General features: G+C 41.6%; 21 protein-coding genes. 10 read left to right on the top strand and 11 right to left on the bottom strand.

Annotated elements, in window-relative coordinates; all coding sequences use genetic code 11:
* Positions 1–20 precede the first annotated feature (20 nt).
* The 3 genes from DD657_RS00740 (at position 21) to DD657_RS00730 (ending at position 5,121) form a co-directional block, all read left to right on the top strand.
* Positions 21–2,264, top strand: a complete 2,244-nt coding sequence (locus DD657_RS00740; RefSeq protein WP_287048020.1) for a hypothetical protein — start codon at positions 21–23, stop codon at positions 2,262–2,264.
* A gap of 151 nt (positions 2,265–2,415) precedes the next feature.
* The gene (locus DD657_RS00735; protein ID WP_068691981.1) at positions 2,416–3,675 is read left to right on the top strand and encodes a hypothetical protein; all 1,260 of its coding nucleotides are present in this window, start codon (positions 2,416–2,418) and stop codon (positions 3,673–3,675) included.
* Between the two features lie 222 nt (positions 3,676–3,897).
* The gene (locus tag DD657_RS00730; protein ID WP_287048018.1) at positions 3,898–5,121 is read left to right on the top strand and encodes a hypothetical protein; all 1,224 of its coding nucleotides are present in this window, start codon (positions 3,898–3,900) and stop codon (positions 5,119–5,121) included.
* 83 nt (positions 5,122–5,204) lie between these two features.
* On the opposite strand, the gene DD657_RS00725 is transcribed toward DD657_RS00730, so the two are convergent.
* Positions 5,205–6,092: an AraC family transcriptional regulator gene (locus DD657_RS00725; RefSeq protein ID WP_021988804.1), complete on the bottom strand. Its 888-nt coding sequence runs from the start codon at positions 6,090–6,092 to the stop codon at positions 5,205–5,207.
* A gap of 257 nt (positions 6,093–6,349) precedes the next feature.
* Between DD657_RS00725 and DD657_RS00720 the strand changes: the two genes are divergently transcribed.
* Positions 6,350–8,632, top strand: coding sequence for a GH92 family glycosyl hydrolase (locus DD657_RS00720; RefSeq protein WP_287048015.1), 2,283 nt, complete (start codon positions 6,350–6,352; stop codon positions 8,630–8,632).
* Positions 8,633–8,743: 111 nt separating this feature from the next.
* On the opposite strand, the gene DD657_RS00715 is transcribed toward DD657_RS00720, so the two are convergent.
* A complete protein-coding gene (locus DD657_RS00715; RefSeq protein WP_287048013.1) occupies positions 8,744–9,112 on the bottom strand; it encodes a DUF1573 domain-containing protein in 369 nt (122 codons plus the stop codon).
* Positions 9,113–9,134: 22 nt separating this feature from the next.
* Positions 9,135–10,187 (bottom strand): TlpA disulfide reductase family protein, encoded by a 1,053-nt coding sequence (locus tag DD657_RS00710; protein WP_287048012.1) that lies wholly within the window; start codon positions 10,185–10,187, stop codon positions 9,135–9,137.
* Positions 10,188–10,549: 362 nt separating this feature from the next.
* On the opposite strand from DD657_RS00710, the gene gcvP reads away from it, so the two are divergent.
* Positions 10,550–13,432 (top strand): aminomethyl-transferring glycine dehydrogenase, encoded by a 2,883-nt coding sequence (gene gcvP / locus DD657_RS00705; RefSeq protein WP_021988808.1) that lies wholly within the window; start codon positions 10,550–10,552, stop codon positions 13,430–13,432.
* A 145-nt stretch (positions 13,433–13,577) separates the two neighbouring features.
* Here gcvP and DD657_RS00700 read toward each other — a convergent pair whose 3' ends face one another.
* Genes DD657_RS00700 through DD657_RS00690 form a run of 3 tightly spaced genes read right to left on the bottom strand, consistent with a single transcriptional unit; the run spans position 13,578 to position 15,613 of the window.
* A complete protein-coding gene (locus DD657_RS00700) occupies positions 13,578–14,123 on the bottom strand; it encodes an RsmD family RNA methyltransferase (RefSeq protein WP_021988809.1) in 546 nt (181 codons plus the stop codon).
* Entirely contained in the window at positions 14,114–14,953 is an 840-nt protein-coding gene (locus tag DD657_RS00695) for a DUF3822 family protein (RefSeq protein WP_021988810.1), read from the bottom strand. The genes DD657_RS00700 and DD657_RS00695 overlap by 10 nt, the downstream gene beginning before the upstream one ends.
* Positions 14,954–14,968: 15 nt before the next feature.
* Positions 14,969–15,613 carry a hypothetical protein gene (locus DD657_RS00690; RefSeq protein ID WP_021988811.1) on the bottom strand — a complete coding sequence of 215 codons (645 nt, stop codon included), beginning with the start codon at positions 15,611–15,613 and terminating at the stop codon, positions 14,969–14,971.
* A 183-nt stretch (positions 15,614–15,796) separates the two neighbouring features.
* Here DD657_RS00690 and DD657_RS00685 point away from each other — a divergent pair, with 183 nt between their 5' ends.
* Positions 15,797–17,218, top strand: a complete 1,422-nt coding sequence (locus DD657_RS00685; protein WP_118774734.1) for an ATP-dependent DNA helicase — start codon at positions 15,797–15,799, stop codon at positions 17,216–17,218.
* Positions 17,219–17,282: 64 nt separating this feature from the next.
* Here DD657_RS00685 and DD657_RS00680 read toward each other — a convergent pair whose 3' ends face one another.
* The 5 genes from DD657_RS00680 to DD657_RS00660 form a co-directional block, all read right to left on the bottom strand.
* Positions 17,283–19,028 carry a phospho-sugar mutase gene (locus DD657_RS00680; protein ID WP_021988813.1) on the bottom strand — a complete coding sequence of 582 codons (1,746 nt, stop codon included), beginning with the start codon at positions 19,026–19,028 and terminating at the stop codon, positions 17,283–17,285.
* 322 nt (positions 19,029–19,350) lie between these two features.
* Positions 19,351–19,704: a 50S ribosomal protein L19 gene (gene rplS / locus DD657_RS00675; RefSeq protein WP_021988814.1), complete on the bottom strand. Its 354-nt coding sequence runs from the start codon at positions 19,702–19,704 to the stop codon at positions 19,351–19,353.
* Positions 19,705–20,021: 317 nt separating this feature from the next.
* Positions 20,022–21,722: a C69 family dipeptidase gene (locus tag DD657_RS00670; RefSeq protein ID WP_021988815.1), complete on the bottom strand. Its 1,701-nt coding sequence runs from the start codon at positions 21,720–21,722 to the stop codon at positions 20,022–20,024.
* A gap of 25 nt (positions 21,723–21,747) precedes the next feature.
* A complete protein-coding gene (locus DD657_RS00665) occupies positions 21,748–22,221 on the bottom strand; it encodes a DUF4293 domain-containing protein (RefSeq protein WP_021988816.1) in 474 nt (157 codons plus the stop codon).
* A gap of 105 nt (positions 22,222–22,326) precedes the next feature.
* Positions 22,327–23,205 carry a nucleoside phosphorylase gene (locus DD657_RS00660; RefSeq protein ID WP_118774788.1) on the bottom strand — a complete coding sequence of 293 codons (879 nt, stop codon included), beginning with the start codon at positions 23,203–23,205 and terminating at the stop codon, positions 22,327–22,329.
* A 607-nt stretch (positions 23,206–23,812) separates the two neighbouring features.
* On the opposite strand from DD657_RS00660, the gene DD657_RS00655 reads away from it, so the two are divergent.
* From DD657_RS00655 to DD657_RS00640, 4 genes are all read left to right on the top strand, one after another.
* Positions 23,813–23,989: a hypothetical protein gene (locus DD657_RS00655; protein WP_287048001.1), complete on the top strand. Its 177-nt coding sequence runs from the start codon at positions 23,813–23,815 to the stop codon at positions 23,987–23,989.
* A 53-nt stretch (positions 23,990–24,042) separates the two neighbouring features.
* Entirely contained in the window at positions 24,043–24,909 is an 867-nt protein-coding gene (locus DD657_RS00650; protein WP_287048000.1) for a GLPGLI family protein, read from the top strand.
* Between the two features lie 137 nt (positions 24,910–25,046).
* Positions 25,047–25,226 (top strand): hypothetical protein, encoded by a 180-nt coding sequence (locus tag DD657_RS00645; protein WP_021987535.1) that lies wholly within the window; start codon positions 25,047–25,049, stop codon positions 25,224–25,226.
* A gap of 163 nt (positions 25,227–25,389) precedes the next feature.
* Positions 25,390–25,796: hypothetical protein (locus tag DD657_RS00640; RefSeq protein ID WP_287047998.1), on the top strand; the 407-nt coding region annotated here is incomplete at its 3' end.

Raw genomic sequence — 25,796 nt, 5'->3', positions numbered from 1 at the left:
CAGACTTTAATCAGATACTTATGATACAGTTAAAACAAAATTTGATAGGATTGGGCTTATTGTTGTTGGCCGTGTTTGCCGGTGCTTGCGACGACGATAAGTTGGAACTGGAAAGGGGAAAAGATTATATCTTGTCTTCTCAGGCAGACGTGAATGCTTTTAAAGTGACACAGGATATCCGTACTTTGACGATAGAGGGGGAAGATATTACGGATTTATCTGCCTTGCAATTTCAGAACGCGAAATCTTTGATTATCCGGAATACAGGGATAACAGAATTGGCGTTGCCTCGTTTGAGTGCTATTACGATAGGACTTACTATAAGTGAGAATGAGAATTTGAAGGCTATCGACGGATTGGAGCAGTTTAAATTTATGAACGGTAGCTTGATCATAGAAGATAATCCGGCTTTGGAGAGTATTGCCGGTTTATTGCATTTGAAAATATTCCGGGGTAGTCTGACGATAAGCGATAATATGATTTTCGGAGAGGACAAAGCCGGTGCTCCGGATAGTTACGGGCTTATGCCGGTGAAATATTTACTGGATAACAGCATCATGGAAGGTACGATTACGCTGGCGAATAACCATCCGAAGGCGGCTACGGATCCTTCCCGTATAGGTCAGATGGGGGCTGGAGATATTTTGAGTTATGTCATCGGTTCGAGAGCGGATGCAGACAAGTTTATGCCGGCCAATGAAACCGTAATGAATCTGACTGTGCGCGGATCGGATATCAATGATGCGGTACTGGCTGGTATTGCAAGTAAGATTAAAGTGATACAAGGTAAAATGTTGCTTGAAAATACCGGGACAACGACTACGGAAGGATTTTTCGATAAAGTGGATTGTCAGGGAAGTATTGTGTTGAAAGATAATCCGGCTTTGATGAATTGTAACGGTTTCAAAGGTTATACGGTTATCGGCGGTGATCTTGTTATTGAAAATTGCCCGGAAATGACCTTCTGGTCCGGAGCCGGTTTTAGCTTCATTACGGAGGTAAAAGGTAACTTTAAAGTCGATCCGGCTTCTACAATGACCGAAGGGGGTGCCGGTTTTGTCGGTTTGTCACGTGTCGGCGGTAATTTTGAGTTGAACGGCGATAAAGCCAATAATAAGGGGGATCTCTGGAATTGTGATACCTGGCTGGCAAGAGGCGGTGGATTAAAGTATGTCGGTGGTGATTTTATCCTGAAAAACCATTTGAAAATAAACGGTTTGGGCGGCTTCCAGAATATACAATATATCGGTGGAGATGTTACGATTGTGAATAACGGTGGCGGAGAAGGTGTCGGCGATATACCGTCGAATTCAACGAGTAACCAGGTCGGATATTGTCTGATCAAGGGCTTTCTGGATTTCGGTATTGTAAAACCGACTGCTGTGATTACTTTGGTAAATGCTTCCGGAGAAGTTATCGATGTTAATTCGTTGACCGCTTGTGGTATTTCTTTTTCTGATTATGAATTGAACGGACTCGAGGAGGTGAATAATTTTACTCCTTCTTCGCAGATTATCGGTAATTTGACGATACGGGGTGCAGATGTGACCGATCATGCAGTTTCTTTTATTAAGACGAAAATCACGACTGTAATGGGAACCGTGACAATTGAAAATACCGCTTTGACGACGACGGAAAATTTCTTCGAATCGATTGATTGCCGGGGAGGAATTGTGTTGCGCAACAATCCGGAGCTGTTCAATTGCAACGGTTTTAAAGGATATACAGAGATCGGCGGAGATCTGATTATTGAAAATTGCCCGAAAATGGCTTATTGGGCTGATATGAGTAACGGTGCCGGTTTTTGTAAGATTGCCCGTGTAGAGGGTAATTTTAAAGTCGATCCGGCAACGGCACTCAATGACGGCGGAATCGGTTTTGCTTCGTTGTCTTGGGTAGGTGGCGATTTTGAACTGAACGGCGATCCTTCTGCCGGTGAGATTTGGAACTGGGATAGCTGGATGGTTACCGGCGGTGGATTGAAGCATGTAGGCGGTAATTTTACGGTTAAGAATCACTATAAGGTGAATGGTTTGGGAGGATTCCAATCGATAGAGTATATCGGCGGAGATGTGACGATCATGGATAATGGAGGTCCGGATGGTTTTATTCCTTTGCAAAATACGGATAATCAAATCGGGTTCTGTTTGATTAAGGACTTTTTGGATAACGGAGTACTGAAAAAGCCGCAACCGACAATTCTGTTGAGACAATCCGCAGAATCGGAATGGATTGATGTTAATTCTTTACAATCTTGTAATTGAGCAAGCTGTAATTCGTAAGATTATATACATGAAATATAACGTTTTTATTAAATGAGTCAGCAGACTTCGTAACCGGAAAGGGAATCAAAACGGCAGGAATGGTTCTGACGTTGAAGGATAGTTTTGATTCCCTTTCAATAACAGATAGGATATGAAAAAATTAGGAATAATATTAATGGTGATATGGGCATTGTGCTCATGTTCGGATGATGATAACCTAAAAAATCCGGGAAGGACGATCGATAGAAATTATACCTTCTCCGGGGGTAAAATTGCACAGAATGTATTGGAAAGTTATTTGTCCAGGGCAATTACACAGTCCGAATTTTTATCCAGTGACGGTTTTTTTAATGACGGGGTATATCCCAATCCGGAAGACGATGAACGGATGCTTTTAAATATCGGTGCTAAATTTATCGGCCGGGCGATTTATTCCTGGGGTTTTGAAAATCATTTCAATCAACCGCAATGGCTGGCGAATGCAAAGGCAAAGATCGAGCGTATGCATGCAGAGGACCCGGATATCATTTTTCAGGCCGGTATTTTTGAAATCGTGACCGATAAAGTGAATCAGATTGAGATTCCCGATTGGGTATTTACGGCCTTCGGTAAAACACCCGAGACCCGTAATTTCGATTACAATGCGATGAAAAACCTGGCGGGAAACGGGGTTAATCAGTGGGGAAACGGGAGTGTACCTGATATTACCCGGGAGGAAACCCGTATGTTTTTCTATTATATGGCAGTACGTTATATGGAGATCGGGATTGAGGCCATCCATTTCGGTCAGGTCGAATTGATTGCCATGGGCGACAAGGATAATCAATATGCCGGATGGAATGATTTATTGACGAAGGTCAGAGAAGCAGCTAAAACGAAAGCACGGCGGGGAACGATATTGTGTGACGGACATATGCCGGGTTACGGAATTTTGGCAGATGGAAAATTGTTGTTCGATTTTGTTTCTTTCCCCATGCGGATAAAAGAAATATCCGGAGATCCGGAGAAAGCAGAATTGAAAAAATTCTATCTTGATGCCATCTATGGACGTACTCAGGGAGGAATCACTCCGTCCGGCTGGAGCTGTACCCGCTGTCCGTATCTGGTAGAGTTCGATAATTTCGGTATCAGCAGCCATCCGGGAACTGCTAATATGGCAGATCATTTTACATGGGGATATGATGAAATCAGTTGGTTTTACCGCCAGCCGGAAGCGTATCGGAATGAATTCTTGGTTTATGCCGATAGCTATCTCGAAAGGGTAGACCCGGTAGGTTTTCTGGAAATGCCCGGTAGCCGTGTTGTTACTTTACCGGAAGGCAATACCCGTTATCGGGCTAATACGGCCGGAGATGCCTGTCCTGAAGGACAATCCCAGGAAGAGACGATTAAGAGTTTGTGGACGAAATAAATTGTTGGCTTATTAACCCTTTATATAAATTGTAGATTTTAGATTGACGATTTTAGATGAAAAGAATTTGATGACGAATCGGGTTGCCGGGCAATTTAAAATTTACAATCTGAAATCTGCAATTAACTTTTGGGTTTTGCTTGTAATTTACCTTGAATAAAGGTTGTTATATAAAAGAAATACATCATTTATTATTTAATGACGGATATGAATCGGAAAAGAATGATACAAGTTATTTTGGGATTTGTTCTGATGGGTGGAGCGCTGACTGCCTGTGAAGATAGAAACTGGGATTTTGACGGTGGAATCAGCCGTCCGGTACTCGAGAATTACCTGAGCCGGTCGGCAACGATGTCTGAGTTTTTGACTGTAGATCCTTTTTGCAACGACGGGCATTATGCCGATAAGGAGAAAGATATCGAACTGATAAAGAACATCGGTGCTAAATTTATCGGCCGTTCGATTTACCGCTGGGGAGGCGAACGGGTATTGAGTGATCCCGGATTTTGGAACGGAGCACGCGGGTTGATTGAGAAAGTACATGCTTTTGACAAACGTGTTATTTTTCAGGCTGCCACTTTTGAAGCTGTAACCCGGGAAGTCAATACCCTGAAGATTCCTGCCTGGACATTCGAAGCGTTGGGCTTACCTGTGGAAGAGCGGAATTTTTCTTACGAAATGATGCTGAATCCGGAAGGAAAATATGTGGATTTATGGGGAGCCGGAAGCAGTGTACCGGATATAACACAGGTAGAAACCCAGCTTTGGTTTATGTACCTGATCGGGTCGTATGTGCAGATCGGATGTGAGGCCGTTCATTTGGGCCAGATTGCATTAATCGGGATGAATGACCCGCATTTTGAAACCTGGCAGAGTTTTTTGGTGAAGATCAGGAATTATGCCCGGGAGAATGCCCGCCGGCATTGGATATTACTGGATGCTCATACGCCGGCAGGCGGAATGATTGTGAATGGGATCAGCTTATTGGATTTTAATTCTTTTCCTTTACGCATCAAAGAAGTGCCTGAAAAACCGATGGAGGGTGTATTGGAAAAAGGACATCTGGATGCAATTTACGGACGTAGTCTGGGATGTATTACCCCTAGCGGCTGGGAATGCCAGGCTTTGCCTTATCTGGTTGAATTCGATAATTTCGGTGTAAGCGATCATCCCGGTGTAGCCAATGTCAACGATCATTATACCTGGGGATACGATGAAATTACCTGGTTTTATTTGCAGAAACCCGAATACCGGGAAGCTTGGTTAAAGTATGCTTATGATTGGTTGCAAAAGAATGATCCTAACGGACATTTGGAAATGCCGCTGGCCCGGGTGATTTCAACCGGAAATCCCGGAGATCCGAAAACCTGCCGGGGAATAGCTCCCAGTGAATCCTGTCCACAGGGGATGAATTTGGAGGCTGCGATCAAAGCGTTGTGGAAGTAAGGTGTGAAGTTTGATTTCAAGTTATGGGCTACAGAAACATTCCGGAAGGAAGTGAGATTGTAGCCTGTAACTTGAAATTTTGATTACGCTCTGTTTAACGGAACGGTTGAATCCTGGATTTTTTTGCGGTATTCACTGGGGGTATATTGCATCTTTTCTTTGAACACCCGGTTGAAGTTGGAAATGTTGTTGAAACCGCATTCGTAACATATTTCCGATACGGAATGGTTTGTTTCCATCAGTATCTTGGTGGCTTTTTTTACCCGGAAATTATTCAGGTAATCCCAAAACCGGTGCCGGGTACGTTGTTTGAAAAAACGGCTCACAGAAGAAGGCGACATGCCGATCAGCTCCCCGATTTGTTCCAGCGTTATCTTTTGCTGGTAGTTTTTCTCTACGAATTGAATAATTTTATTGATCCGGCGGCTTTGTTGTATGTTGATTTCGCCGCAATCCTCTAAAGTCGGCGGTATCAGAATACGTTGGTCTTCCGATAATGCCAATTCGTTGAGAATCTCGAAAAAAAGTGTAACGGCGCTAAAATCCTGAAGATTTACCAGACGGTATAGCTTTTCTCTGACTTTAGCCGTCGTTTCGGCTGAAAATTGAATACCGACAGCCGCTTTTTCGAGCATCGCTTTTATGTCCCTGAACTGATATGTGTTTAGAATTTCCGTATGTATCAGATTCTTTCCGAATTGAATAATAATGCCCTCGCAAACGGTGTCCTTATAATCTTCCCCTCTTTTATAACAGTGGAGTACGTCCGGGCCGATCAGGGCTAAATCCGATTTACCGAAATCTTCGACTAAATTACCGACCGTCCGTTTGCCGCAGATGTGTTCCATCAGGCATAATTCGTATTCATCATGATAATGTAACGGAAAATTTAACCGGTGATTGGGATGATACCGGATCCAGAATAAACTGTTTTTTTCAAGAGGTGTTATTTCTTTTAATACGTATTTCATAGGTGTAAAATAATCGTTCAATATGAATAATGGATTTGAATTTTGAGTAGCCTATTTTTGTGTATATTACAAATATACGAAATAGTATGATAGGCTTACTTTTTTACAAATATAATACGCCGCTGAGGCAAGGACAACTGTTTTAACAAAATTTCTATTTCAATATTTCATAAGTTTCTGTCATTATTGTATTAGTCTGCTTTGAAAATATGTACTATTATTGCCCTGTATGTATAATATGTGTAATTTGATGAAAAATGAGAAATAAGCATTTTTATAGATTATTGACAGGTGGCATGTTCCTTTTATGCTTGAATGCTTGTCGGGAAAATGTGGAGGTCGGAAAATATGTCGATCCGAACATCGGAGGGGTAGCTCCTTTGTTGACGACTGTCACGCCACAGGTACATCGTCCTCATGCAATGGTAAGGATATATCCGTTGACGGAGCCGCGCTTAAACGATCGTTATCTTTCCGATCATTTGTATGGGATCACGATCAATATGCCCCGTTATCGCTTGGGAGAGACGGCATCGGTAATGCCCACGACTGGCGAATTGAGAACCGGCTTCCGGGAAGCCCGTTCCTGGTATGATCACGGCCGGGAAGAATTGCATCCCTGGGGACATCGGGTTATTCTGGAAGATTACGATATCGATGCCGAATGGACGACGACAGAGCGCTGTTGCCTGTTCCGGTTTGTTTATCCGGAAAAGGAAAGGGCAAATCTGCTTTTTCGCATCAAAGGAGAGGGGGAATTGAAGATTGAAGACAACCGGATTATTAAGGGATGGGAAAAAGTGGAGTATGCCCGGCAATATTTTTATATCGAACTGGATAAACCTTTTGAGCAGGCGGGAATCTGGGAAGGTGACCGTACCGGTGATGCTCCGGAAATAAAAGGTAGTAATATCGGAGGTTGGCTGAGTGCCGATAGAGTGACGGAAGTCGAAGCCCGTGTCGGTATTTCTTTTATCAGCGTGGAACAGGCACGACAAAACCTGGAAAAAGAAACCGGGAATAAAACATTTGCTGCAATTCGGGAGGATTCCCGGCAGATATGGGAAAAAGCCTTGGGACGTATACGGGTAGAAGGTGGTACGGAGCGGGAGAAGAGAATATTTTATACCAGTTTGTACCGTACTTATGAACGAATGGTGAATTTTTCCGAAGACGGTAAATATTACAGTGGTTTCGACCGGCAAATACATGCTGATAACGGTCGTCATTTCTATAACGACGATTGGATATGGGATACCTATCGGAATCTGCATGCCTTGGGTATGATATTGGAGCCGGACCGAAAAGCGGATATGTTACAGTCGTATGTGGAGATGTATAAACAGTGGGGGTGGATGCCGAATTTTCCCGAACTGACGGAATGGGGCGGAGATTGGGTTGGTTCCTGGAGTGCTGTGTGGAAAGGTGAGCCGATGATCGGTAATCATACGGCCAGTTTATTTGCGGAGGCGTATGAGAAAGGTGTTCGGAATTTCGATCTGGAAAAGGCGTATGAGGGGATAAGGAAAAATGCATTGGAAGGGACGATGGTGCCCTGGCGGTCGGGACCGGCCAGTGAACTGGATAAATTTTATGCACAACACGGCTACTTCCCGGCATTGGCACCGGGAGAGGATGAGCCCTATGATTATGTCGATCATAAATGGGAAAAAAGACAAGCCGTGTCCGTGACATTGGAACAGAGCTATGACGATTGGTGTTTGGCTCAGTTTGCAAAAGCCCTGGGAAAGGATGAAGATTATGATTTGTTGATGAAACGTTCCAGAAATTACCTCAATTTATGGAATCCGGAAATCGGGTATTTCGCCCCTAAAAATGAGAAAGGTGAGTGGATCCCGGATTTTGACCCTCAATTGTGTGACGGTTTCGGGGCCAGGAGTTATTTTGCAGAGGTGAATGCTTGTGTGCATGTTTTTCATATACAACACGATATTCCCGGGTTAATCGGGTTAATGGGGGGAAATAAGAAATTTATTCAGCGCCTGGATGATGTATTTAACGAGCCCTCTCATATCGACAAATGGAAATTTATGGGACTTATGCCGGATGCAACGGGATTACACGGTATGATTCCTGTTGGGAATGAACCGGCCTTCCATATTCCCTATCTTTATAATTATGCCGGAGCAGCCTGGAAAACACAATTCCGGACCCGTCAATTGGCTGATTTATGGTTTGACGACCGGCCTACAGGTTTATCCGGAGATGAAGACGGGGGAGCGCTTTGTGCCTGGTATGTATTTACGGCTTTGGGATTCTATCCGGTAAATCCGGCTTCGGGTGAATATGCTATTACCAGTCCGGTATTCTCTCGTTCCGAGATACAGTTGCCGGAAGGAAAAAGTTTTGTCGTACAGGCTAAGGGAAACTCTCTTAAAAACAAATATATCCAATCGGCCCGTCTGAACGGAAAACCGTATGACCGGGCGTTTATCAGTCATGCCGATATTATGAAAGGTGGGATACTGGAATTGGAAATGGGAGAAGCACCTAATAAATCATGGGGAAAAGCAGAATAAAGATAAAAGGATGTGCATTTGATGCATTTTGATTCATAATTGATGTGGGTGACTTAAAATGTGACCGGGCCCGTCTGACTTTTGTATTGTCGGACGGGCTCTTTTACAATTTTACAGATCGACTAATGAGTTAATTTGTAAGATATGAACCAAAGAATCCGTATTCGCTGTAATGCAAATGTAATTTTCATATTTTCCGTTTTTCAAATGAGTATTGTAAACGAACTTCAACAAACAGGTGTCTCCGGCAGAAAGTTCTTTTTTGGTTACGGAAACATCCGTACATGAACAATCGGGATCGACTGCTTGTATTTTTAAGACTCCTTTTCCTGCATTTTTTATGATTACAGCCCCTTTGTAAATGTGATTCGTTTCCAATATACCGAAATCGTAGATACTGGTAGATAATACCAAATCCGGTTTAGGAGCCGTGCATGAATATCCGAGGATACATAAAAGCGATAGAATAATTTTGTACATGTTTTAACAAAAGCGGTGTTATTTATTTCAATAATTTTTCAACGGTTTCCCGTAACTCTTCGCCCCGTAATTTCCGGGCAACGATTGTGCCTGACGAGTCTATCAGTATGGTATACGGAATAGCTTTTACATGATACAGCTCACTGATATCTTCATTTACCGGTTCTTTGGTAGTGATCAATTGTATCCATTTCATCTGATTTTTTTCAATGGCTTTTGTCCAGGCTTCTTTATTCAGGTCTAAAGAAATGCCGACAACTTCCAGTCCCTTGTCTTTATAGTCTTTGTATATCTGAATGATATTCGGCATTTCTTTCATGCAGGGATTGCACCAGGAGGCCCAAAAGTCGAGTAAAACGAGGCGTTTGCCTTTCCGGATTTCAGAAAGCCGCAGTGTACTTCCATCCGAACTCTCGGCTTTGAAATCCGTATAGGGTTTCCCGGTCCGAACGGCTTCGGGAGTGTTCTTTTCCTCTTCCAGTTTTTGTTTTTCCTGTACCTTTTTTAATCGTTTATCCCATTCGAGTTTTTCCCGTTCCAGTTTCTCTTTTATTTCTTGGGATAATTTGGGATAAATGGTGTCCATACATTCATGCTGCAAATTCGGAATTTTCAGAAAACGGAATACAAATGTCCGGATAACCGGCTGTTCGATATATTTATTAATAAAATAAACGACATTATCTCCGAAATGGTCGGATGATTCGACATATTTTACAAAATCTTCCTGTATAGGTCCTCCGGATACATCTATATTGGTTCGTGAAAAATTTACTTTTATTGTTCCTGGTTCTATAATAAGGATTGTCCCTTTGGGATTTGTCCCTTTTATACCTAGCCGATATAGATCCGGGTGGTCTATTTTTCCCTTAAATACAAATTTTCCGTTTTTTATTTTTACACTATCGATACGAGGCCACCCCTCTGTTATTGCCAATCCCATTTGTTCAAGATAGACCGTTACATCTTCATTGATAGGATCAGATACCGTTCCGCGAATAATGTAGGGCTTCTTTTCTTGTCCGAACAGTGATAAGGATAGTAATAATAATACAGGTAAAATCTTTATACTCATAAATGGTGATTTATAAAGTAACAGAAAATTTATTTGTAAAATATATTTGAAGATGTATCATTTACCACAATCACTTAGGCAATTATTAAATCTATTTATTGCCATCATAGAACAGATTATATGATCTTCAGCAGGCGTTAAAGGATAGGTTATCGTGAGAACGAAAGTAAGGCTTATTTGAAATATTAACGGCTACTTGTTACGATTGTTGCCTGTATTGTTTTCATATTTTGGAGATTAAAATATTTTAGCCGTTCCGGCTTGTTTTGTTTTCTCACTTTCTTTGCCGCTACAATAATTATAGTTAATTTTACCGAGGTAATTTTTTAAAACGTTTTCAGTAAATATAAATACAGGATAACATGGCGACAGATAAATTTTTATGGAGGCATATCGGGCCTCGGCCGGAAGACATTGAAGAGATGTTGAAGGTAGTAGGAGTAAAGTCATTGGATGAATTAATCGGACAGACCGTACCGGAGTCGATCCGTTTAAAAAGTATTTTGGATTTGCCGGAACCGCTTACGGAATCTGAGTTTTTTCAACGAATCCGGGAAGTGGCTGCTAAGAATAAGATATATCGTTCTTTTATCGGGCAGGGATATTACGATACAATATCTCCGGCGGTAATCGTCCGGAATATTCTGGAAAATCCGGCCTGGTATACTTCTTATACGCCGTATCAGGCAGAGGTATCCCAGGGACGTCTGGAAGCTCTCTTGAATTTTCAGACGGTTATATTGGAGTTGACAGGTATGGAAATTACCAACTGCTCTTTGCTGGATGAGGCTACTGCTGCTGCTGAGGCGATGCAGATGATGTATGCTTTGCGGAATAAGGAACTGAAAAAGTCCGGAGCCAACAAATTGTTTGTAGACAATCAGTTGTTCCCGCAAACAAAAGATGTATTGGTTACCCGTTCGGCTCCTTTCGGAATAGAATTGGTATACGGGGATTACGATACGTTTGAATTTACACCGGATGTGTTCGGAGCTATCGTACAGTATCCGGCTGCTAACGGTCAGGTACGCGATTATAAAGCTTTTGCGGAAAAAGTGCATGCCCACGGTGGCTTGATCAGCGTTGCCGCCGATATTATGAGTCTGGTGCTTTTGACTCCTCCGGGAGAATGGGGAGCGGATATTGTTGTCGGCTCTACCCAGCGTTTCGGTATTCCGATGGGATACGGCGGACCGAGTGCTGCTTATATGGCCACCCGTGAAGAATACAAGCGCAATATTCCGGGACGTATTATCGGTGTGACAATTGATGCACAGGGAAATAAAGCTTTGCGTTTGGCTTTGCAGACCCGGGAACAACACATTAAACGGGAAAAAGCGTCTTCCAATATTTGTACGGCTAAGGCTTTGGATGCAACAATGGCCGGTTTCTATGCCGTTTACCACGGTAAGGAAGGTTTGGAGAGAATAGCGAAACACATCCATTCGGCTGCCGTTATTTTAGCAGAAGAAATTCAGAAATACGGTTATAAGCTCAAATACGGAAAATTCTTCGATACCATTCGTTTCGAATTACCGGAAGGGATAAAACTGGAAAGTATCCGGGATCTGGCTTTGGAGAAGAAAATCAATTTATTCTATTGTGAATGTTGTTGTTGTGCTCCCACTGTCGGTTTATCGACTGATGAAAAGATCAATGAGGAAGAGATCAATACAGTGATCGGCATTTTTGCGGAAGCGGCGGCGAAAAAAGCTGAATATGCCCGTTTTCTCGACGATCGTACGGTATTGGATCCGGAAATGGTGCGTGATGACGAATTCCTCGACGAGCCCGTATTTAAATTATACCATTCGGAAACGGCTTTGATGCGCTATATGAAAAATCTTGAAAGACGGGATATTTCATTGGCGACCTCAATGATTTCTCTGGGATCGTGTACAATGAAGCTGAACGCTGCTATTGAAATGCTGCCGCTTTCCTGGCCTGAATTTGGGGCTATTCATCCTTTTGTACCGTTTTCACAGGCAGAAGGCTATCAGCAGATGATCCGGGAAACGGAAGAAATGTTGGCCAAAGTAACCGGTTTTGCGGGGTGTAGTTTGCAGCCGAATTCAGGTGCAGCCGGAGAGTATGCTTCGTTGATGGTTATTCGCCAATATCATATCTCACGTGGAGATGCTCACCGGGATATTATCCTGATTCCTGCTTCGGCTCATGGTACGAATCCTGCTTCCTGTACGATGGCCGGTTTCAAGCCGGTTATCATTGCCAGTACGGCAGAAGGTAATATCGATGTAGACGATTTTCGGGCAAAAGCTGAAGCAAACCGGGATAATCTGGCCGGAGCCATGATTACCTATCCGTCTACTCACGGTATTTTCGAAGAATCGATTAAAGAATTGGTAAAAATCGTACACGAAAACGGAGGTCAGCTGTTTATGGACGGTGCCAATATGAACGGACAATGCGGTTTGACCAGTCCGGGAACCATTGGGGCCGATATTTGTCATTTAAATCTGCACAAAACTTTTGCTATGCCTCACGGTGGAGGTGGACCCGGAGTCGGACCGATTTGTGCAGCATCGCATTTGGTAGAATTCCTGCCGACACACGCTGTTGTGAAAACGGGCGGAGACAAAGGGATACATGCTGTTGCTGCAGCGCCCTACGGTTCCGTCAGCCTGATCCCGATTACTTACGGTTATTTGCTGATGTTAGGCGGTGAAGGCTTGAAGATGGTTACCGAAATGGCGATATTGAATGCAAACTATCTGGCTTCCTCATTTGAAAAGTTAGGCTTTAAGATTTTATATACAGGTACCAAAGGCCGGGTAGGACATGAGATGATCTGGGATTGTACCGGTTTCAACAAAGAGTACGGTATTTCGGATCTGGATATTGCCAAGCGGTTGATGGACTTCGGTTTCCATGCTCCTACATTGTCGTTCCCGGTTCATGGAACATTGATGGTAGAACCGACAGAGAGTGAGCCGAAGGAAGAACTCGATCGTTTTATCGAAGCTTTGAAAACGATTCGGGATGAAATTCTGGAAATCGGAGAAGGAAAAGCCGATAAAGCGGATAATGTATTGAAAAATGCACCTCATACCCATAAGGTATTGACGGCAGATACCTGGACTCATGCCTATCCGCGGAGTAAGGCTGCTTATCCGTTGACCTGGGTGGCTGAAAATAAATTCTGGCCACAGGTGGGACGTGTGGACGATGGTTATGGAGACCGGAATCTGGTTTGTTCCTGCCAGGTGCTTTACGAGGAAAACTAAACTCAACTTTTTATAAAGAGACCGCCCGGAATTTTTCGGGCGGTTTTTTATTTAAAACTAATTATAAGCTTTGATTGCGATTGTAAATTTCAGGTTGTTTGATAAACTGATTTGTTATCAGTTCGGTTTAAGCTGAAATTTGCAATTAGGATTTTGTTTTCCGGAAGATAGAGAAATTTACACTTCCGTATTCCCGGTGTTCTGCGAAATAGGGGAGGTCGGAATAGTCGATCGTTCCCGGATGTTCGATAACGGCTATACCTTCTTCTGCCAGCAGGTCGTTATCGAAAATAGCAGCCGGGACCTCTTTGATCCTCGGAAGGTTGTATGGGGGATCGGCGAATATGAGGTTAAATTGCTGCCCCCGGAGTTTCTTACAAGCTGCAAATGTGTCGTTTTTGTATACCCGTATGCTTTTAAAGCCTAATTCGCAGATCGTCCGTTTGATAAAAGTGTAATGATTGTAGTTTAATTCTACTGCTACGATTTCAGTTGCTCCCCGGGAAGCCAGCTCATAGCTGATACTCCCGGTACCAGAGAACAGATCCAGGGCTTTTAGGCCCTCAAAATCCATATAGTTACCGAGTACGTTGAATAAATTTTCTTTGGCAAAATCGGTTGTCGGACGGGCAGTAAAATTCTTATCCGGAAAAATTTGCCGGCCTCTGTGGGTACCACTGATTATTCGCATTTATGTAGACTTAACAAATGAACAAATCCCGAAGTATTCAGCCTGTCATTTTTTAATATTTGACTGAGATTGGTATCGTTTAATACAGATATGGTAGGAATATAGGTACTCAACGTCGCGTAAAGATGGGGATCGTTGGCTAAAGTTCCTGAAATCGTGGTTTGTAAATTGCTTTTATTGATATTCGTATTTTTCAGGCAATTCAGCATGTAGTACACCATGTCTGTTACAGAATTGTACGAGAAACTGTTGAATAACAGTACTTCGTTATTGCGGGTTAGCAGAATGTCGAAATAACGGTCCTGTATATCGACAAACAGATGCTCCCGGTTGATAAGAGTCGATGATAAAGAGTTAATGATAAAAGAATAAGCACTGTTAACAATACATATCGATTGGTAACGTGTGGTTAGAAAAGTAGTAAAACTACGGGGTAGCGACTCTACCAGATAAGCTTCCATGGGGCGTACTTTCCGGTAAAGCAGGATATCGTTTTTTTCTGTATGATGGCAGAGGCGGTAAAGATCCGACAAGTAATTCTTGTTAAAGATATGGGCCGGAATCAGCGTCTTTTCTTTTTTACAAGGGACGATGTATACCTTGCGGTAACGTAAATTCAACAGTTCTTCCTCTACAATTGCTTTTTTTACTTTGGCAATGACTTCGGTTTGTGAATCCAGACTGTAAGGCTGGTAGTAAAAAGCCAGTAATTTATCGAAATTATCGTGCACGCAAAATGAAAGTCCATCCGTTGAAAAACGGATGGACAAAATATATTGAATAGAGTTCTCTTTTACAAAATTGTTATCTAAATAAAAGATATTTTGCATGTAGCCAGCTTGTTATTATTCCCAGTTACCGACATTGTTATTTGCTTCCTGCAAATCACCTACTTTTAATCCCGGATATTTTTTCAAACGCAATCTTTCTCCGTTTTCTTCCAGAATCTGATCGTGGTATTCTTCATCCAAATCTTCAAAGATTTGAGTATTGGATATGCGGGCTTCGAATACAGGTACTTCTACTCCGGAGTCCGTTTTAATTTTAGAGGCTCCCATTTTGAATTGATATTTCCGGTTGGTAAACGGTACATAACGTAAATTATCGACCGGATAATTCGCACCGAAAGTATTGGCAAGCGCATTTACTTTGATTTCTTCACGGATAATCAATCCTTTTTTGATAGCTTCTGCTTCTGTCATGCCGGCTTCCAATTGTTCGTCAGTCAGCGTACCGATTGAACGGACAATTTTTACAGAATCATTTTTCAAAAAGTTGATCAGGGTATCGAAGCTGGAGGTGTAGCGGTTGTATACACTCCGGTAAGCATCCTGTGCCGTACGAATGTCTTTGAGACGCTGTATAATTCTGTCGTATCTCTGTTCTTTAATGGCCTTAAACCGTTGGGGGACCATGATACTCTCATAACATTTGTAACCGAGGAAAATGATCAGAGCTGCTAAAACAATCTGAATAATTAGCTTTTTCATATTAAGTTATTTTGTATAATTAATTACGTTAAACATTGCGCATATTCGCTGCACTATAAGCTATAAATAGTATCTTTACATTAGATTTCAAACGATATAAACGCCGCTGCAAAATCTTGATTCATGCTCGCAAATTTAGGAAAAAAATTAAATTAAAGGCTATATTCTATTAGAAATTTACGGATGATAGGAAAACATTTCGGAGAAATTGTATTGAAAAATTTCGGTTATGAATTTTCTCCGGCACAAAAAAATGCCGTCGGACTTTTTTCACAGTTTTTTTTCGGACAGAAAGAAGATAGTTTGTTTGTACTCAAAGGTTATGCCGGGACGGGGAAGACTTCCTTGGTGGCGGCAATCGTCAATACTCTTCTGTCTTTCGAATATAAAGTCGTTTTGTTGGCTCCGACAGGAAGGGCTGCCAAAGTATTTTCAGCCTATGCCGGTCATTCGGCATTTACCATTCATAAAAAGATTTATCGTCAGAAATCGGCAACGGATGGGGAAGGAGAGTTCGATTTGGGATTTAACGGCGGGACTGATACGCTTTTTTTTGTCGATGAAGCATCTATGATTTCCAATTCCGGGGAGGAGAGTAATTTTGGTTCCGGACATTTGTTAGACGATTTGATGGAATATGTTTATAATGGAAGAAATAATCGTCTGGTATTGATCGGGGATATGGCACAGTTGCCTCCGGTCGGCTTGGATGTAAGTCCGGCTTTGGACCCGGAAGCGCTTCGCTTTTTGTATAATATGGAAATTTGCGAAGCTGTATTGACGGATGTCATGAGGCAGGCAGAACAATCGGGAATTTTATTCAATGCGACGGCTGTTCGGCATTTGCTCGGTAGTGGAAAAACCACTCCTGAATTGAAAATTGCCGGTTTCCCGGATGTCTGCCGTATCGGTGGAGCCGAACTGCTGGAAGAAATCGACAGTTGTTACGGAAAGTACGGGGTAGACGAAACGATGATTGTCTGTCGTTCGAATAAAAGAGCCAATCGTTTTAATGAAGGAGTCCGAAGGATGATTTTATATCGGGAAGAAGACTTCAGTTGCGGAGATAAAATCATGATTGTCAAAAATAATTATTTCTGGGCTAAAGATTATGAACGTATTGATTTTATCGCGAACGGGGATATTGCTACGGTTTTGAAAATAGAAAAACGGGCGGAACTCTATGGACGGCATTTTGCCCGGACCCGGTTGATGCTGGCCGGTTATGAAGAGGAGATAACGGCCTGGGTGATGCTCGATACCCTGACTTCGGATGCGCCGGCTTTAACGTATGAAGAAAACCGCGATTTATACCGTTCGGTTGAAGCGGATTATACAGACTTGGCTTCTCGTAAAAAACGATTTGAGAAAATACGTGAAAATGAGTTTTTTAATGCCTTACAGATAAAATTCGCTTATGCGGTTACTTGTCATAAGGCCCAGGGAGGACAATGGGATGCCGTTTTTATCGATCAGGGTTGGGTGGCGGACGGGATGCTGACAGACGAATACTGGAGATGGTTGTATACTGCTGTCACCCGGGCCAGAAAGCGGTTGTATTTTGTGAATTTCAAACCGGAATTTTTCGACCGGAAAGAAGGGTAGAATTTTAGATTTACGATTTTAGGTTATGAATTAACCTAAAATCGTAAATCATCGGTTCGATGTATTATTCAAGCCCTAAGTCTTTTACAATAGCATCGATTTTTTGATTGGCTTCTGCCTGTGCTTTATCGAAGTCGTCGACAGATTTCATTTGTGCCCGGGCCTCAAAATAAAATTTTATTTTCGGTTCGGTTCCGGACGGACGGACGGAAATTTTACAACCGTCAGCCAGGAAAAACTGCAATACATCACTGGTTGTGGGGAAATCCATCTTTAGGGTTTTTCCTGTCATCAGGTCTGTTTCAGTCAGATCGGCATAATCTTTTTTGATAACAACCGGACTGCCGTTGATTGCCGTAGGGGTGTTGTGGCGGAAGTTCTCCATTTTATTTTTGATTTCCTGGGCTCCGCTCAGGCCTTTACGGACGATGTAAATCATTTTTTCTTGCGAGAATCCGTATTGGGCATAGATTTCTTTCAGGATAATGAAAAGCGTTTTTCCCTGATCTTTTGCCCAGGCTGCAATTTCAGCCATGAGGGAGGTTGAAGACACGGCATCTTTGTCCCGGGTAAAAGAACCGGGCATGAAACCGAATGATTCTTCACCTGCACCGATATAACCGTCGGCTCCTTTTTTCCGGATCATATCGGCTATCCATTTAAAGCCGGTGTAAACGTCATAGCAAGGAATGTTATTTTTTTCAGCAATCTCTTTCAGCAATTCAGACGTAACGATTGTTTTGATGGTGTATTCATTGCCCTTCATCAAACCAAGTTCCTGCCGGCGTCTGATGATGTAGTAGGTAAAAATAATATTGGTCTGGTTACCGTTGAGCAGTATCCATTCTCCTTTGTCATTTTTTACGGCGATGCCGATACGGTCTCCATCCGGATCACAGGCCATTGCTAAGTCTGCATCGATTTCCCGGGCTTTATCCAGAGCCATTTTGAACGCTGCCGGTTCTTCCGGATTGGCAGAAGCGACAGTCGGGAAGTTGCCGTCCGGTATCATTTGTGCCGCTACCGTATGGATATTCGTAAATCCCCAGTTGCGTAAAGAAGCCGGCACCAATTCATAGGTTGTACCGTGTAAAGGGGTAAAAACGATTTTCAGGTCGTGTTGGTGTTGGATGGCCTCCGGTGAAAGACTTAAGGTCTTAACTTTGTCTAAGAATTTTTTGTCGAAATCTTTGCCCAGAATGATGATTTTTTCCGGTACTTTCGTAAACTTTATGTCTGTTACCTTCACTTTTTTTACTTCCTCGATGACATTTTTGTCATGGGGAGGTATCAGTTGGGAACCGTCTTCCCAATAAGCTTTATAACCGTTGTATTCTTTCGGGTTGTGGGAAGCCGTGATAATGACACCTCCTTTGCATCCCAGTTCCCGGATAGCAAAAGACATTTCAGGAGTCGGCCGCAGGTCTTCGAATAAATAGGTCGTGATACCGTTGGCTGTAAAGATGGCCGCCGCCGTTTCCGCAAAATAGCGGGAATTATTCCGGCAGTCGTGTCCGATACAAACCGATTTGTTTTTATCGTCCGGAAACATCTTGTTGATGTAGTTGGAAAAACCCTGGGTGGCAGCACCGACGGTATAAATATTCATCCGGTTTGTTCCTGCTCCCATAATACCCCGTAATCCGCCGGTACCGAATTCCAGATCGTTGTAAAAAGAATCAATCAATTCAGTAGGATCGGATGCTTCTATCATTTGACGTACAGCTTCCCGGGTCTGACTATCGTAAGCGTCACTCAGCCATTTTTCGGCTTTAGCTCTGGCTACTTTAATAATTTCCGTGTTTTCCATAATTATTTATTTTATCGATTTTCGACTTTTAAAAACCTGCATATAAATTATAAATGTTAGATTGTAAATTTTAAATTACCTGACAATCTGATTCGTTATCAAATTCTTTTAATCTAAAATCGTCCCTCTGAATCTATAATTTTAAACGTTGACTTATTGAATAAGTATCGGCATTATTGCTTTAGAGTTATATTAAAAGTCGTTTAATTCTTGTTGATGTTTTTGTTTGTTCTTTTGTTTATAGAAGCATTACAAAACATACAAATTTAAAAAAATAAAAAAAGCCCTGCAATGCAGAGCTTTTATTTTTAAAGAAAAAAGATCAGGATCTCTTTTCTTTGATTTTAGCTTTTTTACCGGTCAATTCACGGAAGTAATAAATTCTTGCTCTTCTTACTTTTCCGACTTTATTGATTTCGATTTCTTTAATGAACGGAGAATTCAACGGGAAAATTCTTTCTACTCCGACATTGCCTGACATTTTCCGAACCGTAAAGGTTTTGTTATCGCCATGACCTTTGATCTGAATGACAATACCACGGAAAATCTGGATTCTCTCTTTGTTTCCTTCAATGATTCTGTAATGAACACTCACGGTGTCTCCAGGGCCGAAAGAAGGATGCTCAACTTTGTTTTCGCTTGCAAATGCTTGTTCTGCAATTTTAATTAAGTCCATTTCTTTAATTTTTTAATGATTTACCGAACGCAATATTACTACCTGAGCTTTTTGTAAGAGATTACGTACGTTGTAATTATAATATTCAGCCGGGTCTCCAGGAACCCTCATATTATTCTAACGGGCAGCAAAGATAGAAAAAATAATTTTTGACTGCAAAATTTTCATACACATAAATTGTGAATCTGAAATTGTTCGATAAACGGATTCGGTGTCAGGTTCTTTTAATCTGAAATCGTCAATCTACAATTCTTTGGGGTTGATTTGTGTGTATAATCTAAAATCATCAATCTGAAATCTACAATTAAAATGTTGTTTTATTCCGATACTTCCTGTTGCTTATCCCCCATATAGTTCACAATCGTCCGTAAATACCATTCCGGTAGTTTCGGGTTTTCAACTTTGGGATTCTGCTGTCCCGGTATGGCGGTTTTTACGTTACCGTCCATATAACGGGCGAATAAATAACCGTAAAAATCGCGCCAGGTATCTACCAATTGATTACCTGTGTTACAGGAAAAATCAGTCAGGTATTCAATTGTCATTCGGGGATTTTGTTCTATTGTTTGCAGTGCTCCTGCATCCACCATTTCTACGAATGCTTTGTATTGCGACTCCAGGGCTTTCTGTTTTTCACGGATGTCCGGATGAATGATATTGTAACGGGTATAGGCGAAATTGGTAACCTGGTTGAATACCCAAAAGGCCGCTTTATTGGTAAATTCCATCATACTCCCGTTTCCGACGGCGTAAGCATGGGGTACCCGGACGGATGAAGTGTACATCGGGAAGTAAACCGTACTGGCAGCATCGTCGACGCCGAACCACAGAATACCGCCTATTTCATTCGGTAACCAGCTACGGCTTTGGCTTACGAAGGTAAAGCCGGTTTGCTGTGTAGCCGTTGCGCGTTCGTTTACGTAGGTTTTCCCGTCTAACTGATAACTCATCGGACGCCAGCGGTAAGGACATTCGTATGGACCGGCTCCCGGATCTTTACGCATATCCAGTTCCGTGCCTTCCAGATGATTGCGCATAAAGTCCATGATTTCCAGTACGTCGACTTTACGGGCAGGTTTGATCCACAGAGGCATACGATTGGTAACGTAGCCTTTGTCATCTTTCCGGAGATCGGTGCCTTTGGCGTATTCCCAATATTGGGCCATATCCGGATTTACTTCGTTGAAAAATGCCCATACCCGGATTTCACAAGCCCGTGCTCCGCCGAAATCAACCGGAGCATAAGTGTCGGAAAAGCTGAAGTCCGTGTTTTTGGCTGCTTGGGGGTAAAATCCTTTTTGTTTGGCAAAAGAAATGACGTCTTTCGAATAAACGGTCGTCACTTCTTTGTTGTAAATATTTTTTAGTTTGTCCGAAGAAATCGAACTCCTGCCGTCAAGAGGAAATGTTGTGATACGGGCTTGATTGGCATGTGCACATACATAACCGTCCGGAATCATCCGGGCTACCCATACGGCCCCTTTTTCACCGTTTCCTTTACCGATCATTTCCATGATCCATACTTCATTCGGATCACTGATTGAGAATGATTCCCCGGAACTGGCATAACCGTATTCCTCAACCAATCCGGTCATTACGACGATGGCTTCCCGGGCATTTTTAGCCCGTTGTAAGGTAAGATATATCAAACTACCGTAATCGATAATAGCACCTTCCTGGCTTTCCAATTCTTTGCGTCCGCCGAAAGTCGTTTCTCCGATGGCCAATTGGAATTCGTTCATATTTCCGATCACATTGTATGTATGACGGACTTGTGGAATCTTACCCATAAATTTGCCGGTGTCCCATTCGTAAACATCGACAAGAGCTCCTTCCGGCCAGTCAGTTGCCGGCCAATGATATAATTCGCCGTAAAGTACGTGGGAATCCGCCGAATAGGTAACGGAGGTCGAACCGTCTTTAGTTGCCGATTTGGTAAATAAGAAATTGGTACATGCCGTTACTTCTGCAACGCTACCTGTTAAAAGTAGAAGTAGTAGAATCTTAAATGTGTTCATAATGTATCAGTTGAGTTGGTGATTTTTATCGGATTCTGTCGTATGATTTTAATAAAGCGATGTCTTTTACAATACCGCGGAGTGCCAGCCAGGTGAGGATAATACCGATAATCGGGAAGGCAAAAGCCAGATTGAGGTGCCATTCGCCATCGGGCTTGGTGATATTGTATGCCTGTACACTCACCAGTATGATGATTCCGAGCATCAGAATAATGTTTACCAGGCAGAGACGTAATTGCAGAAAACGTTTTTTATATAAAAATATCGACAGAAAAGCCAGTCCGGTGATCAGTATATTCAGCACCATTGAAAACCAATTGAACTCAATAAATACTGGAGGAGTACCAGCCTGTATATATTTCGTCGTGTAAAATTGAAAAATATCGGTTTGTTCCGGTGTCGCTCCGGGCATATTTAAAGTAATTACCGGCATATAGAATAAAAGACCGGTGACGATAACTGTCAGCAATAAAAATACGGTTTGTATCCTTTGTATCATAATGTTTATTTATTTTTAATTTACGATTTATGATGTCCGATTCCTCTTTTTACGGGAGAGGCTTGTGGGGTAATCTAAAATCAAAATGTTCGTTTTTAAAAAGACCTATCGTGTCAGTTGGGTTAAGGTATATTCGATTAATTTTTTCATATACCCATGATAGTCGGCCGAAGCATCCCCTGTCATCCGGTTGGCGATAATCAGGCAGATTGTAGCGGCATGGTGGCCCAGCAGATTGCACAATCCTGTAATGGCGGCACTTTCCATTTCGTAATTCGTCACTTTGTAATTTTGGTAACGGAATGCTGTAATCCGGTCGTTGATACCGGGCATCGCCAATGGCAAGCGTAAGATACGGCCTTGGGGACCGTAAAATCCTACGGCAGTCAGAGTAACACCTTTGATGGTTTGGCCTGCTGTGTGCAAACGCTCTACCAAAGATGCCGAAGCGTTTACGACATAGGGACGGGCGGCGTCCGCAGCCCATTGGCAGTGGCGGATAAAAGCTTCTTCAAAATCCCGGTCGCATACGCTTTGGTTGTCACCGTAAAAACGAATAACCCCATCACATCCGATACTTTTCTCTGAAATGACGAATGAGTCGACAGGTATATCGGCTTGAACGGAGCCGGAAGTGCCGATACGTACAATGTTGAGACTGTGTTTATCAGGTTTGATCTCCTTGGTCTTGAGGTCGATATTGACCAAGGCATCCAATTCATTGATGACAATGTCGATGTTGTCCGGACCGATTCCGGTGGAGACAACCGATAACCGGCGATTGTTGTAACGGCCGGTAACGGTATAAAATTCCCGGTTACTTTTTTTAAGTTCGATCGTATCGAAATAAGCGGAAATTGTTTCTACTCTGCCGGGATCTCCGACTAATATGACTGTATCAGCCAAATCTTCGGGTAACAGATGAAGGTGAAAGATGCTCCCGTCATCGTTGGTGATCAATTCAGATGATTTTATTGTTGACATGATTTTTATTTTTTATCCGCAATAAATCAGCGGTATATTGAATGTTTTAATAATCTGTTTTTAAGTAAAGTCTCAAAGATAATAAATAAGTCAATAGACCTGAATTTAAGGTTCCAAAAATAAACAGGATTCACCGATAAACAAAAAAAATCCGTCTATTTCGCAATATTCCTCTTCGTTTCCCGAAAATAGCTCTTTGATTACATCCTATGTATTATACGTGATGTAAGAATACAATAAGTGTAAAGATTCGAAATGTACTTTCTTTTGTTTGTATGTCTTATCCGGTTTGTATCTGTTTGGTTATAAGTTATATATTGTGGCTTTTGCTTGTTTGTATTTTGTTTGTTAAGTATATTTTGATAAATAATAATAAAAATAATTAATTTGAATATTTGTAGTAATTAATTTTGTGACTATGCTATATTTTATATATAATTGTAAAAATTCATTTTTAAAATATATTTTGCAATAATAAAATTGTTTAAAATATGATATCATATAAGGCATTCTGTTTATAATTTTATTAAATGATTTATTCCGGAATAGATAGAAGTGGACACTGAAAAGCTTTGACAGAGTAGGTAATACTTAAACTTTATGAGTTATGAAAAAGAGAATGATAGCTTTCGTAAATGCGTGTTTTTTGACGTTAGCTGTTGTGGCAGTTCCGATATATTTTCAATTAAGTTGTGGTAAGATCATTTATAGTGATAATTCTTATTACGATACGACAGCGGAAATGGTGGAATTAGTGAAAGCTTTGGAGGCTTTGAATTGTTAATTATAGATAGGGAAGAGCTTTTCGGAGTTTCTTCCCTTTGAAAATGAATTATTATGAGATGTATTTGTTTGTTTGCATTTTTCTTTTTCTTGTATTTTTCTTTATGTGCTCAGAAAGTGGTATTTTTAGGTGGAGAACAGGATGCTCCTCGTAAAATGGATCCTTGTGATACCTTGGATTACACTTATCTGAATGTGCATTACCGACAATTGGTACGAAAAGATAAACTTGATCCTGATAATTTGACGAGATCGAATATGGTATTGCAAATCGGGAAACAAATATCAAGGTATTCCAATTATACTTATTTGGTTAATGATTCCATTATGACGGAAGAAATGAAACGGCCGGAATTAAGTACGATGAAAATTGTGAATAATGCTTTGGTACGGACTAAAAAAGCAGGAGATAGAAGTATTGTAATAAAAAATTATCCAAAAGGGCAGTATTGGGTTCAAATCCCGGTTTTATTGAATCGATATATTTATACAGAACCGGAGCCGGAGTTTGACTGGAACTTTTCGCCGGATACACTGACAGTGTTAGGGTATTTGTGTAAAAAAGCCACCTGTTTGTTCCGGGGGCGTTATTATACAGCCTGGTATGCTCCGGATATACCGTTATCAAACGGTCCCTGGAAGTTTAACGGCTTGCCGGGGCTGATCCTGAAAGTAGAGGATGCGGACCGGGATTATTCTTTTGAATGTACGGCTCTATACCGGGTTGATTGGAAAAGTCCCATCTATTTAAGTAAAAGGAAAAAAGATATTGAAACGACCCGTGAAAAATTCCGACAGGCAGAAAAAGCAGCGATGAATAATCCGAATGCCGTTATCGGTAATTCCGGTCTTGTGACGGTACCGAAAGGCGAGAAAATAGTAACGAAAATACTTCCCTATAATCCGATAGAGTTGGAATAGAGAGAAATATTTACGATTTACGATTTAGAGGAGTTTTATAAGAATTTTAAATTTTAGATTACCACACAGGCAGCCCTAGAAAAAGAGCGGTTGTTGATTTATGATCTTTCAAAACAGCTTCTTAAACTTTATGAGTTATGAAAAAGATGTTAGTTTTATTATTGTTTGTGTTAGGAATGGTGTTAAGTGCATCGGCTTATACTGTCGCTATTTCATTACCCTGTGGAAAAACTGTTATGACAGATTATGATGCTGTTAAGGATCCTAAAGATATGACAGATTTTATCAAAGTAATGACAGAAATTCATTGTAAATAAGTGCTTTTACTCATTAGAGTGTTGTGTGGAAAGTTTGTATGACGGTTAATTGTCGAGTATAAGCTTTCTACACTATAATAAACTTTTAGATGTAATCTACAACAGGATGAAAAATATAATCAAATCTCTTTTTTTTCTTTTTTGTTTGCTGAATAATTTTTGCTTGATTGGACAATATGTTATACAAGGGGGAGAACGTTTGGAAAAGGAAATGTCCCGTAACAGTTGGCCTCGGGATACGTTGGAGTATGCTCGGCTGTGTGTTCATTACCGTCAATTGGTTCGAAAAGATACACTGATTCCGGATGAGTATGAGACGTCGGAAATGATCCTTCAAATCGGAAGACAGATATCCAATTATACTAACTGGATTGAATTACATAATGATTCAATTGTGGCTTATGAGTTAAAAAATACGGATGAAAGTGTACTTGCCATAGTGAATCGGTCAGTAAGCCGGACTTATAAAAGCGGAGATTATCAGACGATTTTAAAAAATCATCCGGAAGGAAGGACTCAGGTACAGTCGCGTGTTTTTTTCGACCGCTATCTTTATGAGGAAGACAGTCC

The organism is Culturomica sp. (genome assembly GCF_003524185.1).
GTDB classification, from domain to species: Bacteria; Bacteroidota; Bacteroidia; order Bacteroidales; family Marinifilaceae; genus Culturomica; species Culturomica massiliensis.
This window is presented reverse-complemented; position numbering and strand designations above follow the sequence as displayed.